Origin of the sequence: Pontibacillus yanchengensis, assembly GCF_009856295.1 — a bacterium.
Lineage (GTDB): Bacteria > Bacillota > Bacilli > Bacillales > BH030062 > Pontibacillus > Pontibacillus yanchengensis_A.
In genome coordinates, this window is the sequence record NZ_WMEU01000001.1 from 35717 (window position 1) to 50032 (window position 14316).

At 37.6% G+C, this 14316-nt stretch carries 13 protein-coding genes; 8 read left to right on the forward strand and 5 right to left on the reverse strand.

Annotated elements, in window-relative coordinates; genetic code table 11:
- Positions 1–47 precede the first annotated feature (47 nt).
- Positions 48–1652: an amidohydrolase gene (locus GLW08_RS00210; RefSeq protein ID WP_160846584.1), complete on the forward strand. Its 1605-nt coding sequence runs from the start codon at positions 48–50 to the stop codon at positions 1650–1652.
- Positions 1653–1783: 131 nt separating this feature from the next.
- Positions 1784–2755 carry a TIGR03571 family LLM class oxidoreductase gene (locus GLW08_RS00215; RefSeq protein WP_160846585.1) on the forward strand — a complete coding sequence of 324 codons (972 nt, stop codon included), beginning with the start codon at positions 1784–1786 and terminating at the stop codon, positions 2753–2755.
- Between the two features lie 134 nt (positions 2756–2889).
- Here the strand turns inward: GLW08_RS00215 and GLW08_RS00220 are convergent, their stop codons facing one another.
- Positions 2890–3897, reverse strand: a complete 1008-nt coding sequence (locus GLW08_RS00220; protein ID WP_160846586.1) for a S8 family peptidase — start codon at positions 3895–3897, stop codon at positions 2890–2892.
- A 268-nt stretch (positions 3898–4165) separates the two neighbouring features.
- Positions 4166–5290, reverse strand: a complete 1125-nt coding sequence (yfkAB, locus tag GLW08_RS00225) for a radical SAM/CxCxxxxC motif protein YfkAB (RefSeq protein ID WP_160846587.1) — start codon at positions 5288–5290, stop codon at positions 4166–4168.
- A gap of 208 nt (positions 5291–5498) precedes the next feature.
- Here yfkAB and GLW08_RS00230 point away from each other — a divergent pair, with 208 nt between their 5' ends.
- A complete protein-coding gene (locus tag GLW08_RS00230; RefSeq protein ID WP_160846588.1) occupies positions 5499–6239 on the forward strand; it encodes an SDR family oxidoreductase in 741 nt (246 codons plus the stop codon).
- A gap of 371 nt (positions 6240–6610) precedes the next feature.
- Here the strand turns inward: GLW08_RS00230 and GLW08_RS00235 are convergent, their stop codons facing one another.
- Together GLW08_RS00235 and GLW08_RS00240 are read right to left on the reverse strand one after the other, a co-directional pair.
- Positions 6611–6886, reverse strand: a complete 276-nt coding sequence (locus GLW08_RS00235; RefSeq protein ID WP_160846589.1) for an acylphosphatase — start codon at positions 6884–6886, stop codon at positions 6611–6613.
- A 102-nt stretch (positions 6887–6988) separates the two neighbouring features.
- Entirely contained in the window at positions 6989–7237 is a 249-nt protein-coding gene (locus GLW08_RS00240) for a transcriptional regulator SplA domain-containing protein (RefSeq protein WP_160847836.1), read from the reverse strand.
- Positions 7238–7346: 109 nt separating this feature from the next.
- Between GLW08_RS00240 and GLW08_RS00245 the strand changes: the two genes are divergently transcribed.
- Together GLW08_RS00245 and GLW08_RS00250 are read left to right on the forward strand one after the other, a co-directional pair.
- Positions 7347–8321 (forward strand): P1 family peptidase, encoded by a 975-nt coding sequence (locus GLW08_RS00245; protein ID WP_160846590.1) that lies wholly within the window; start codon positions 7347–7349, stop codon positions 8319–8321.
- Between the two features lie 69 nt (positions 8322–8390).
- A complete protein-coding gene (locus GLW08_RS00250; protein ID WP_160846591.1) occupies positions 8391–9254 on the forward strand; it encodes an alpha/beta hydrolase in 864 nt (287 codons plus the stop codon).
- A gap of 230 nt (positions 9255–9484) precedes the next feature.
- Here GLW08_RS00250 and GLW08_RS00255 read toward each other — a convergent pair whose 3' ends face one another.
- Positions 9485–9889 carry a hypothetical protein gene (locus GLW08_RS00255; protein ID WP_160846592.1) on the reverse strand — a complete coding sequence of 135 codons (405 nt, stop codon included), beginning with the start codon at positions 9887–9889 and terminating at the stop codon, positions 9485–9487.
- A gap of 203 nt (positions 9890–10092) precedes the next feature.
- Between GLW08_RS00255 and GLW08_RS00260 the strand changes: the two genes are divergently transcribed.
- The 3 genes from GLW08_RS00260 (at position 10093) to pruA (ending at position 13987) form a co-directional block, all read left to right on the forward strand.
- Positions 10093–11223, forward strand: a complete 1131-nt coding sequence (locus GLW08_RS00260; RefSeq protein ID WP_160846593.1) for an HAD family hydrolase — start codon at positions 10093–10095, stop codon at positions 11221–11223.
- A 241-nt stretch (positions 11224–11464) separates the two neighbouring features.
- On the forward strand, positions 11465–12382 hold the full coding sequence (locus tag GLW08_RS00265) for a proline dehydrogenase family protein (protein ID WP_160846594.1): 918 nt from the start codon (positions 11465–11467) through the stop codon (positions 12380–12382).
- Between the two features lie 57 nt (positions 12383–12439).
- Positions 12440–13987, forward strand: coding sequence for an L-glutamate gamma-semialdehyde dehydrogenase (pruA, locus tag GLW08_RS00270; protein WP_160846595.1), 1548 nt, complete (start codon positions 12440–12442; stop codon positions 13985–13987).
- Positions 13988–14316 lie beyond the last annotated feature (329 nt).

The following is a 14316-nucleotide window of genomic DNA, read 5'->3' on the forward strand; positions in this document are numbered from 1 at the left end:
TATTAAGGGAACAAGATTATCAAAAACTTAGGATGGTGACGGGCTTTTTGATTTTGAATAATGTTAAGATTTATCAACCTAATGGGAAATTTGATAAAGAAGAGGTATATCATCTCCACATGAAAAATGGGGTCTTTTCTTCCATACATAAAGGGTTAAGTAGAGAAAAGGGCAGCCATGTGATAGATGGTGAGGGTAAAACAGTAGTAGCAGGATTCACAGATTCCCATATGCATCTACTTCGTTTTGGTATGTTAAAAAATGAATTGGATTTAACACAAGTGACAAGTTGGAAAGAAATGAAACAAGAAGTGGAAGTCTACTATCCTGAAATAGAAGAAGCAGATTGGATTTTTGGTAAAGGATTTAATGACGGTACCTTTACAGATATCGATCATTTGTTAACAGCAGAAGATTTAGATGAGATTAATGTCAATAAGTATATGTATTTCATGCATCAGGATGGTCATGAATGCGTGATTAGTAAAAAATTACTGGAACGATTGGAGCAAGAAGAAGATTTTTATAAGGAACCAGAAGTATTTAAGGAACGAGACGATCAAGGAAATTTAACTGGGCGCTTTAAAGATACAGCTGTGCACTATATTAATTATCATCTATGGGAACGTTCCGTAGAGCATTCGAAAGAATCACTATCCGCTGCAATACCGTATTTACTTGAGAATGGGATTACAACCGTTCATACAGATGATAGGAGTTTTGTTGGCTCCTACCAATCATTATGGAGCGCTTACACGTCATTAGAAGAAGAGGGAAGTCTTCCAATAGAAGCATATCTACATCATTATATTTTCAATCAAAAAGATTTGGATGAGTTCATAGAAAGTTTTCATAAGCGTACAGGGGAAGGTACTGATCGAGTGAAAGTAGGTGCTATTAAAATTTTCTTAGATGGTACTCAACGTTTACACACAGCTGCTATGCGACAACCTTACCCAGACTCTCCTGACATGACAGGTTATTTAATTTATGATCAAGATCAATTGAACAGAATGGTTCAAACAGCAGCAACCAATGGGATGCAAGTAGCTGTACACGCTTTAGGTGATCGAGCGGTGCAATCGGCCATAACGGCTTTTGAACAATCCGAAGCACGTACTAAGAAGCTACGTCATCGGATTATTCATGCTCAAACCCTTGGAGAAGATTTACTAGAAAGAATGGAAGAATTAGGTGTGTATATTGAAACGCAGCCATCCTTTTTAATAGAAGAATGGAATCAAAAATCTCAATGGACGCCTGAAGATATCGTGCCTTACTGTGATGCATTCGGAAGTATGCTGAAACATAACATACCTATTACGCTAAGTTCCGATGCACCTATTGGCTATCTAGATCCAATCGTTTCCATTTTTGGGGCAGTTAATCGAATGGATACCAACCATCAACCAAGCGGAGGATGGATGCCTAGTGAGAAAATCTCTGTGGAAGAAGCATTTTCGGGATTTGGAACGGTTCCCTCGGAATTAGAATGGAATGAAGATGTAAAGGGAAAAATAGCGGAAGGCTTTCAAGCAGATTTTGTATTGTTAAATCAACACCCTAGTGAAATTAGTACTTCTAAGCTTATGCAACTTCATGTTCAATCGACATGGATAAAAGGGAAAGAAGTATACTCAAGAACCTTTTGATAGTGGTAAATACGGAACGTCTGACAATTTTAAGAGAATGTAAGAATTATTATTGTTTAGAAAAGTCTAATCTTAACCTGTCGAAGATTCGACAGGTTCTTTTTCTTTTCATGAACAAGTAGGAGAGTGACATGGGAATGCAATGGAACGAGCATAAAGGCTACAGTCGAATGATTAAAGAAAATAAGTTGACTATCGGTTTGACCTTACCAATTGAACATCATGGTAATGAAAGACCAAAGATGACCCAACAAGTAGAACGAGTTCAGTTAGCTGAGCGGTTAGGTTTTAGTGCCATTTGGTTTCAAGACGTATTATTAGAGGACCCTACTTTTCATGATCCTTCAACTGGACAAGTGTATGATAGTCTTTTGTATCTTACATACATTGGCGCACATACAAACATTATTAATCTTGGAACAGCAGCTGTCGTACTTTCCTTACGACATCCATTACGACTAGCCAAAGAAGCAGCAACTATTGAAAATTTGTTCCCTGAACGCTTCATGTTAGGAATATCATCTGGAGATCGTCGGCGAGACTTCGAAGGTCTACATATTCCAATAATGGAGAGAGGGAAGATTTTTAGAGAGGGCTTTCATTTTTTTGAGCATGTCTTGAATAGGGAGTATGAAGATTATCAATCTCCACTTGGTAAAATCGAAGGTGCTACACTCGTACCGAAACCTAACAAGCCAATTCCAACATTTATAACTGGATATGCTCAACAGAGCCTGGATTGGGTTGCAGAGCACGGAGATGGTTGGATGTTTTACCCTCAAGCATTGGATAAACAGCAATCTCTAATCGAAGAGTATAGAAATAAAGTACTCGAAAAACGTGGGAACACATTTCAACCATTCTTTCAACCACTTGTAATGGATCTTGCTGAAGATCCTAATCATGAGCCTGAAAAGATAACGCTTGGTTATAAGCTAGGTTCCAATGCGTTGATTACATGGTTGAAAAAGCATGAAGCGATAGGGGTAAATCATGTGATGATATCATTATCTAATAGTACGAGAGAGGTAGAGGAGGTAATGAGAGAGCTTGGGGAAGTGGTTTTACCTCATTTTCCACCACATCATACATTTCCGTATTAAAATGAAGATTAGATAGCTAAGCTTCATTAAGAAGTAGTAAAGTTTATGGATTCCAAAAATACTTAGTAGCAACTCCGATATAGTGAAAAATAAAAAGGCCAAACGGTGAATCCGTTTGGCTGAAATCATGTAAGTTAGTTTTTAACATACATATGTTGCAAGGATGAATGTTCATTCCAATTCTTCGTGAACGTATTTAATAGGTTGTCTAATTTATCAACCAAGGTTAGGTTTAAAAGTCCATTACCTTCAGCTTGAGACGACTTGCCAAGAGGTATAGTTCTTCTTATCAACTGCGCATATATTTCAGGTTCTGTCAGTCTTCTGTTAAACTGCGTTTCTGTGATATTAACTAACAACGATAGTGCGCCAGAAATATGTGGCGTGGCCATGGAGGTACCAGATAATCTTGCGTATTTTCCGTCTATATACGTAGATAGTATGTTTACTCCTGGTGCTACCAAGTCTATTTCATCATTTGTATTAGTAAATGGAGCAATGTTTCGATTGAAATCTATGGCTCCAACTTGTATAACTTCATTGTATGCTCCGGGATAAGCATACTCATCTGTTCTAGCTTGCCCATCCCCCTCATTACCAGCAGCACACACGACTGATACTCCTTGATTAACAGCGTATTGTATCGCTTCATGTAATTCAGGTATATCACTTGGGCCCCCTAAAGACATAGATATTACTCGAACTTCTTCTCCCTCAGTACCTTTCCAGTTTGTAGCATAGTTAATAGCATCAATGATCCAGTCCATTTTTCCTCGTCCTTCTCCACTAAGCACTTTAAGTATGAGTAAATTACTTTCAGGTGCTACACCAGTTACTCCTGAACCGGTTTGCGATGCTGCAATCGTACCAGCTACATGTGTCCCATGACCATTGTTATCACTAAAGTTGTTTTCATCGTTATTGTAGTCGGTTGTAAAGTTTTTGCCTCCAATTATGCGATCTTGTAAATCAGGGTGATCTAGTTGACATCCTGTATCAATAACGGCGACTATATTCCCCTTCCCTTTTGAAGCAGAATCCCACATCGAAGGGGCTTCAATCATTTCCACACCTTCAGGAACAATAGAAGAACTATCTAGTATTTGTTCGGTTTTATAAGGAATTAATTTTACGTCTGACATATTCACCCTCCATTAGAAATAGTTGTTATATTACTAGGATACACGATAAGGAAAGGAGTGACATGAAAAAAAGACTGAAAATTCTAATAATAATTCCATTTACCTACTTTGCTTTACTAACTAAAGGAGTAGACTCGCTTTTACTATAGGTATAAAATCTTATAAGTAATCCCCCATTCTATTGAGTGGGGGATTCTTTCAAAAAGGAAAGGGGCGTTAATTTTAGGTTATAAATTAATAGATTTAAAAGTCCCACTTGTACCTTTCTTTATACACGACTTATTTTCGCACTTCGTTGTCGGAAATCAACACCCTGGTAATACGTATTCTTAACAAGAACATTAGGACCAAGGCATTTTGCCATTGGACAATGACAATTTAGTTGCTGTGCTATCGTCGATTGTTGCCATTTCTGAAATGCATCCGGTAGGGTAGTGTTTTGTATGTTGCCTAAGCGTGGTTCTTCTCCAAAATCGGTTACGATAATCTCTCCACTAAAGATGTTTACATTTAAGCGTGAACGGCCATCCGGGTCGTTACGAACAGTAACATTCGGTTCATCATGGAGCCTTTGTTGAAGAGATAAAGCTTCTTTGTCAGAACTGCAAGGATAGAATGGAAGTGTACCAAAAAGCATCCACATATCTTTATTGCGGTGATCCAGTAATCGATGAATTCCTTCTTTCATTTCATCTAAAGAAAGAATATCTAAATCACTTGCAAAATCTGCAGGGTACATTGGATGGACCTCATGTCTAGCACAACCCATTTCGATAATATGATCATGAATGGATTCTAAATACGGGAGGGTTCTTCTATTTAACATTGTTTCAGCAGAGACCATGACACCTTCTGAGGATAGTTTTTGTGAATTCTCAACCATACGATGAAAGTATTGCTCACGTACTCGCTCTGGAGGTTTCTTTTCCATGTTTCGAAACCCAGTGTGTATGAATTCTTCTATCGTTCCCCAATTATGAGAGATATGTAATACATCTAAATACGGGATAATATCTTTATATCGTTCATATGGTAAAGTCAGGTTGGAATTGATTTGTGTTCTGGCCCCACGTTCGTGTGCATATTTCAGTAAAGGCACAACATACTGCTCCACGGACTTTTTGGAAAGAGCAGGTTCTCCTCCCGTTATACTTACTGCACGAAGATGAGGTATTTCATCTAAGCGTTGTTTTAATAATTCAAAAGGAAGTGCATCAGGATCCTTTTGTCTCAGTGTGTAACCAACTGCACAATGCTCGCAGCGCATATTACATAAATGAGTTGTCGTGAACTCAACATTAGATAGTGTGATACCACCATGCTCCTCCACATCCATATAGGCTTCCCATGGATCATTAGAGGGGGTGATTGGGTGAAGCTTCATGTTTTGCATTTATATGAAACTCCCTTTCTTCTTTAGTATCTTTATACAACAGCTACCATTTTACCATGTGAACCTTATAAAAGAACAGGTATTTAAACGATAGAGTCCTTTTCGAATCATGTGTACTAAAAAGTAATAGACTATTAATATGAATAATTTCCATAGAAGAAGGGAACAGTGCAAAAGTGGTTACAATAATAACTATGGAGTGATTACTATGGTAAGTTTACAAGGAAAAACAGCAATCGTAACGGGTGCAAGTAGTGGGATTGGTGAAGCAATAGCTAAGCATTTAGCACATGAAGGTGCAAATGTTGTACTAGCTGCTCGTCGACAAGAACGATTGGAAGAATTAGCGAAAGAAATAGAGGATACCACTTCAGTGAAAACTAAAATTTCCATAACAGATGTAACGAAACAAAGTGAAATGGAAACACTTGTTACGGAAACAAAAGAAGAGTTCTCTTCTGTAGATATGTTTATAAATAATGCCGGGGTAATGCTTTTATCCTTCTTAAAGAATGATAAGGTTGAAGAATGGGAAAAGATGATAGATGTTAATATAAAAGGTGTCTTATTTGGAATTCATGCAGCACTTCCAACCATGCTTAAACAAGAATCAGGTCATATTGTAAACGTATCCTCTGTAGCAGGTCATGAAGTATTCCCAGCAAGCAGCGTTTATAGTGCAACAAAATATGCAGTTCGAGCTCTATCGATGGGAATGGAAAAAGAACTATCTAGTTCAGGCGTTAGAGTGACCAACGTTTCTCCTGGCGCAGTTTCCACAGAATTACCAGAACATATTACAGACGAGGAAGTTCTTGATATGTTTAAAGACCGTCAAGGACGTATTACGCTCGAATCAGATGATATCGCACGATCTGTTGTGTATGCTGTTACACAACCAGATTACGTAAATGTGAATGAAGTAATGGTAAGACCAATGAAAAAGTAAATGAACATTTTTGGAAAGATACTAATAATAAAGAACAAAAGCTCGGGGGGCCCGATTAGCGACGTATGTGCCGCGGCCCACACGACGTGGGTTGGTTCGATGTTGCTGCGTGACGCAGCGATTTTAATCGAATGTCCCTTGAATCCGTAGGAGATAAAGGCAACACGAAAACATGCGTGATTCGATATTAATTTATCGTACTGAGGCGAGGGAAGCATACTAGTCGCTGGGCGCTGGAGCTGGACATGGCCACATCACTTTTTTAGTTATACACAAGTATTAAATTTTATAATTTCCTATACAAAAATAAAGACCCAGAGCTGTAATAACAGTTCTGGGTCTTTTGCATAATAGTTAATAATTGTAGGGTTCTAGGACTTAATATCAAATGATTTATACCCTTCAAATGTAGATGCTTCATCAATGTCCACGTCCGTGATTTTTGAATAAGGGCTGGGTCCATGCTTAATGGATTCAATAAAAGATTTCATATCTTCATCTTGACCTTCCGCTTCAATTTCAACAGAGCCATCATTTCGATTTCGAACCCAACCAGTAATATTGAATTCTTGAGCCTTTTGTTTAGCTGAAAATCGAAAGCCAACACCTTGCACTCTACCTTTCACTAACAAATGTACATGTTGCATCGTTTTTCACCTCTATTCATTGTCGTAACTATGGTTAAGTTCATTTACGTTTATTCCCGTTTCAGGAGTATAGTTAAACGACAAGAAGTAGGTGGGATACAGTCATTCTTCAAATTGCTGATCAGGGAATAGCTCTTTAAAAGCGTCCTCGGCTGCTGCTTCTGACGTAAACAAAGCATCATTTTCCTCAATAAGATGATATGCTTCATGCAAAAATAGCGCTACATCCTCTGGGTTATGAGGATGTTTCACAATTTCTGCTTGTTTAATGTTTGCCACAGTAGGTGTATGGGGATTACGGTAAATAACATACACTTCATCACCTTCATTTACTTCTCTTGGGTCTACCATAGGATCCAATTTTATCACCTCTTAATTTATGTTTAAGTTAGTGTGTGTGCTTAACGAAGAAGTTAACAAAAATTGTTCTTGTTAAAAAAAGGAAAGAGGAGGTTGTATAGTGGAACGCATTTTAATCCAAAATATAAAAGGTTTTAAGATTGGTCATGCAGAACACTTGGAAGGCATAACTGGCTGTACCACTATTATATGCCCAGAGGGAGCCATTGCTGGATTTGACGTAAGAGGAGGAGCTCCAGGTACCAGAGAAACGGACTTATTATCATCAGAAAACTTGGTTGATACTGTCCATGCCATATTTATGTCTGGTGGTAGTGCTTACGGCCTTGATGTAGGTAGTGGGATTATGAAGTTTCTCGAGGAGCAACAAATAGGGTTTGATGTTCAAGTTGCACGTGTCCCTATTGTACCCGGTGCGGTTCTTTTTGACCTTGCAGTTGGTTCTCCTAATATTCGTCCAAATCACAAATTGGGATACTTGGCAGCTCAAAACGCTTATCAACTAGTAGATGAAAGAGAAGGATCTATAGGGGCAGGAACAGGTGCTACAGTTGGGAAATGTTTGGGGATGGACCATTCCATGAAGGGTGGCATTGGCACGTTTGCTGTAAAGGTTGGCGATTTACAAATAGGAGCGATTGTAGCAGTTAATAGCTTCGGTGATATATTTGATCCTGATACGGGAGATATCATTGCTGGGGTGTACGATCAAAATCTGCAATCGTATTTGTCTACAGAATCGATTATGTTTGAATCTTCTCCTAACCAACAAGAAACAAATCGTTTCAGCGGCAATACTTCTATTGCAACAGTTCTAACAAATGCTAAGCTTACAAAAGCAAATGCAAACAAGATCTCCTCTATGGCTCATGATGGGTTTGCCAGAACAATGAGACCTTCCCATTCTATGGTAGATGGGGATACCGTTTTTACGATGTCTTCTAATGAAATAGAAGCAGATTTGAATGTAGTAGGTCATCTAGCATCTTATGTTATTCAGCAAGCAGTAGGTAGAGCTATAAAAGAAGCGGATAGCCTTGGTGGCATCATTAGTTATAAAGATCTGAATCAATAGGTATAGAATAATTAACATAATATGATTATGGTTAACTGAATGCAGTTTCTGGATATGAAGGTGAAAATAATGACTGAAAATCGCGATTTTTTCTATGTGAAAATGAGAGACGGTAAATCTTTGCCTGTTTTTGCATATAAGTCGCCTCATAAAACAAACGCAACAGTGATTCTGATTCACGGTATTACCGCTGAACAAAATGCATTACAACAACTTGCTCAGAGATTACAACCGAATGTGAATGTGTTTATTCCTATTTTAAGGGGCTATGGTGATCAAGATGGGAGAGGGGATATTTCTTACTTTGGGCAATATGATCATGATTTAATCGATGTGGCCAAATCTGTAAATAATCAAGGATATGATCGTATTTTTTGGGCGGGTCACTCTATGGGGTGTGCTAACTTACTTCGATTGCTAGAAAATAATCTTGTTAAATCGGAGGGATTTTTGTTTTTATCTCCATTCTTTCATCCTTCATTAAAGCTATATAAGTATCAAGGAAGGCAAGAAACGAAACAAGAAGATTTGTACAAGCTTAAGTTATTTAAAATCATTAGCTTAGCTACACTAATGAAAGTAGGTGTTTATAGCTGGACGAATAGTAAAGTCGCTATTGTACCTGATGAATTTACAGAAAATAACTCATTGCATTTAAGTTTTCGGCTATTGTTATCAAGATTTATAGAAAATGCAAAACAAATCCACTTATCAAAAGCGAATGCGCCTCTTCTAACCCTAATAGGATCGAATGATGAGGTAACAGATGCATCTAAATTACAAGCTTGGTGGGAAAAACAAACAAGTCATCAATGTACGATTGTTCAAGATGAAGATCATAATACAATCCTTCATTGTGATGAAACGATAAGAAATATCACTAACTGGTTGAAAAAGTCTATACAGTTAGACCATAAGCATACTGTTACCTAAGCAGATGCTTTTATTATCATAAAAATACCTAGTAGCAACTCCGAACAATATATAAAAAAAAGTCATAAAATACCACAACATTATACACAATCAAGCATTTTTACAGCTACACTATACTGAAAAGAGGGAGAGGAGAATTTGATTGGGAAACATACAAATACAAGGTAGTGTTTTAGAGTCAAAGTATATGAACACAAACTTTTCTCTAACTAGAAAAATCGGGAGTGAAGCTAGAGAGAATCAGATGTTTTTGTATTTGTTTCAATAACTTTTTTAAATTTAATGGCTAAATCGTTATTCCTTATACGAAAGTCTTCTTTTGCTTTTGATCGTTCGAGGATATTTATATTTCCTGTGTGGTTGATTGCTTCAATATCAATATAAAAAGGTTGTGCATTTGGACGGTTGATGGTGCCAGAAAGAATTCGCAGTTGTTCTCTGGTTAGCGACATAATCTCAGCATCTTCCCAAGTAATCTCTCCGTCGTACATATCATCATTATAGACATGAGCAAAGTGCATAGCTTCCATCACTGCTTCAGCAGCATCAGCATATGCATTAGGACTTCCTATATTCGTATTCATTAATCCATCTCTTACGACGGGGCGATAGACTGAATCCAATTGATTATCCATTTACGAGAACCTCCTAGTGTGTAATCATTTCTATTGTGTAGGGAAACAGTAAAGTTTATACATTTTAACTAGACTGGTTTTGGAATAATGGGCTTCCAACAAGATAAAATAACTTTTTTCCATAATTCATTCTGTTAATTAACGTATTAACTTGCTAAAATAAGAATTATCTAACATATTGGAATAGATATAGGAGGGGTAAGATGACAACAAATAAAACGATTTTATTTGATGTAGATGGAGTATTATTAAGTGAAGAGCGATATTTTGATTCCTCGGCCTTAACAGTTTGGGAAATGCTTTATAGTAAAGAATACATAGGAGTTAATCAAACTATTTTTAACACTAATCTATCAGATGAAGAGATAACGCAGGTTCGTTCTACTGTATTTGATAATGATCGTGTCCTTTCTTTTATCAAATCTAGAGGTATTAATGCAAATTGGGATATGGTGTACTTAACTTTATCTCATCAAATTATTGTACTTCTACAACAAATTCAGTCAACCGACGAGGAGTTTGTTAGAGAATTTTTAAGTAAAGATATTACCCTTGATTCTCTTCTTAAACTAAATAATAAAGTGCAAAATAGTGTAGTGACACCTCAATTTCACACATTTGTTGAAGACTTTGAAGAAGGTGAAGCAACAAAGCAAGAATTGTTAACATTCTTAAATGAGATTGCTTATAAGAAATTAGGAGTGAAAACGGAAAGTTTTACTCGAAACAGTGAACTCTGGACAATTGGACGTCAGGCATTTCAAGAATGGTATGTAGGTGATGAATTAATCGAAAAGTCTATTGGTAAGAAGGCAAAGCAACCTGGTAAAAAAGGGTTCATCCAACATGAAATTCCACTTGCGAAAGAGAAAGAACTTCAAGAGTTATTTCAGCAATTGCAGTCAGAAAAATGGACAATAGGCGTAGGAACAGGAAGACCTAAATTAGAGACAATCGAACCCTTACGAGCATTAGGACTTCTCGATTATATAGAAGAGGAACGTATTGTAACAGCTTCAGATGTACTAGAAGCAGAAGAAGCTCATCCAAAAAAAGCACCACTTGCAAAGCCACAACCTTATACGTATATACGTAGCTGGCTCACTAAACAATCTACCATACAACAAGCTCTAGAATTTACGTTACCTATAAATGAAGAAAAGATTTTCATAGTAGGTGATTCAGTGGCTGATGGCTTGGCTGCTCAAACAATGGGAGCTACTTTTGTAGCTGTCTTAACAGGATTATCGGGCAAAAAAGCTAGACCTGATTTCGAAAAAATGAATGCTGACTATATCATTGACAATGTTGTTGACCTTTCCACAATTATATAATCGTAAAGCATAAAACCGGGGTTAAGTTATCTCCGGTTTTTGTTTTATGCAAATGATAACGCTTTCACATTTTGTGTTTAAACCACAAAATGTTCTGTAAATGATTGTGTTCCCATCACGTTGCTAGAATGTTAAGAAAATAGTTATAATTTTGATAACAGATAACAAAGAAATAAAACCTACGTTATCCCTTCAACATAGAAAGAGATATCGCTAGAGACGATATGGGGGTGTAGTAATCATGGAAGCATTAAGTAAGAATTTTTTTCTTTATTTATCAAACAACTCTGTTCTGGACCGTTTAGCTAAAAAATGGGGTCCGAAATTTGGAGCAGATAAAATCGTAGGTGGGGAAACATTCGAACAAGCTGTTCCCTTGATTCAACAACTGAATAATCAAGGACTGGACATTACGGTAGATCATCTTGGAGAGTTTGTTTCTTCAGAAGAAGAAGCTCGGAACCGAGCAAAAGAATGTGTCGAAACGATTCAAACCATAAGCAGTAATCAACTGCAATCACAAGTCTCAGTGAAACTAACTTCCCTTGGACTTGATATTCGCCACGATTTAGTTTGGGAGAACATGATTACGATTATGGAAGAAGCCAAGAAACACAACGTGGTGATTACGATTGATATGGAGGATTCAACTCGAACAGAGAAGACATTAGAAATGTATAAAGCTTTAAAAGAGAAATATGACAACATTGGAACTGTTATACAATCTTATTTATATCGCTCAAGTGAAGACCTGGACGATCTAAATGCTTATAACCCATATCTTCGCTTAGTTAAAGGCGCTTATAAGGAATCTGGTAAAGTGGCTTTCGTTGAAAAATCCTATGTCGATGATAATTTGAAACATTTGATTAAAAAGAATCTTTTAAATGGTAATTATACAGCTGTAGCAAGCCATGATGATGCCATGATTGAATATACAAAATCACTTGCAAAAGAGAACAATATCCCATCTGATCAATTTGAATTCCAAATGCTTTATGGCATGAGAAATGATACCCAACTTGCATTATTAAAAGAAGGATATAAAGTAAGAGTGTATCTACCTTATGGAGATGATTGGTATGGATATTTTATGCGACGTTTAGCCGAAAGACCGGCAAATGTGGCATTTGCAGTGAAAGGTATTTTTAAAAAATAAAGAATAATGTTAATCTTATGATAAAAGCGTTTCCAAATTAGAAAGGAGAATTATTTTATGTACACACCATTTAAACATGAACCATTTACTGATTTTACTGTAGAGGAAAATAAAAAAGCTTTTGAAGCTGCCTTAGAGCAAGTGAAAGGTGATTTAAACAAAGATCATGATCTTCTAGTTAATGGCGAACACGTGCAAACAGAAGATAAAATTATCTCCATCAATCCTGCAAACAAAGAGGAAGTTGTAGGCCGAGTATCAAAAGCGAATCAAGAAATTGCTGAGGAAGCAATGCAAGCTGCTGTTACTTCATTTGAAGATTGGAGAAAATGGTCTCCTGAAGCTCGTGCCGGTGTTTTCTTCCGCGCTGCAGCTAAAATCCGACGTCGTAAGCATGAATTTTCCGCTTATCTTGTTTATGAAGTAGGTAAACCTTGGAAGGAAGCAGATGCTGATACGGCAGAAGCAATTGATTTCTTAGAATATTATGCTCGACAAATGATAGAACTTGGTGAAGGAAAACATGTAGAAAGTCGTGAAGGTGAACAAAACCGTTATATCTATCAACCTACTGGTGTTGCAGTAGTCATTCCACCATGGAACCTAGCATTTGCAATTATGGCTGGTACAACAGTGGCTCCTCTAGTAACTGGTAACACTGTTCTGCTTAAGCCTGCTAGTAATAGTCCGGTAATTGCATCTAAATTTGTTGAGGTACTTGAAGAATCTGGCCTTCCTAAAGGTGTTTTAAACTTCGTACCTGGTAGTGGTAGAGAAGTTGGGGACTATCTAGTTGATCACCCTAAAACAGCACTTATTTCATTTACAGGTTCTCGTGAAGTTGGTACACGTATTATCGAGAGAGCATCTAAAGTACAGCCAGGACAAAATCATCTAAAACAAGTCATCGCTGAAATGGGTGGAAAAGATACGGTTGTCGTAGATAGTAGTGCAGACCTTGATACAGCTGTAGACGCTATTGTTGTATCAGCATTCGGATTCTCTGGTCAGAAATGTTCCTCTGGTTCCCGTGCTGTTGTACACGAGGACGTCTATGATGAAGTACTGGAACGTGTTGCAAAAGTAACAAGTGAACTTTCCGTAGGAAATGCTAGTGAATCGAATGTTTACATGGGACCAGTTGTTGACCAAGCTGCATATGAAAAAATAATGGGGTACATGGAAGTAGGTAAAGAAGAAGGTCGCCTTGTTGTTGGTGGAACAGGTGATGACTCTAAAGGTTACTTTATCCAACCAACTGTTTTTGCGGATCTCGATCCTAAATCTCGTATGCAACAAGAAGAGATCTTCGGTCCAGTAGTTTGCTTCACAAAAGCAAAAGACTTTGATGAAGCAATTGAAATTGCAAACAACACAGAATACGGTTTAACTGGTGCCGTCATTACAGAAGATCGTCAGCATATCGAACGTGCTGCACGTGATTTCCACGTAGGTAACCTATACTTCAACCGTAATTGCACTGGAGCAATTGTTGGATATCAGCCATTTGGCGGTTTCAAGATGTCAGGAACAGACTCCAAAGCCGGTGGTCCAGATTATCTAGCTCTTCATATGCAAGCAAAAACTATTTCTGAAATGTTATAAGACCTAGATACTACTCTAGTTAATCTCAAAGCATGTGGCTGTTGGTAGCCACATGCTTTTTTTAATAGTAGTGTTCTATATAAGAGGCATAATCTTGAAGAATTGAAGTCGAGATGATTTGGGTGAGAGGGATGTTTCCGTTGCATTGATAGGAGAAAAAATGAGTGGAGAAATAGCTCGCTTTCCTGAAACCCTTCGTTTCCCCGCGCAAAAACTGGGATGCCCTTCGGGGTCTCGACACATCCTTTTTCCACGGGCCGCATCCATAATGCATCACATGGACTTGTCATACCACCGCGATAAAAACATCTGCTCTGGAGCGACTTTCC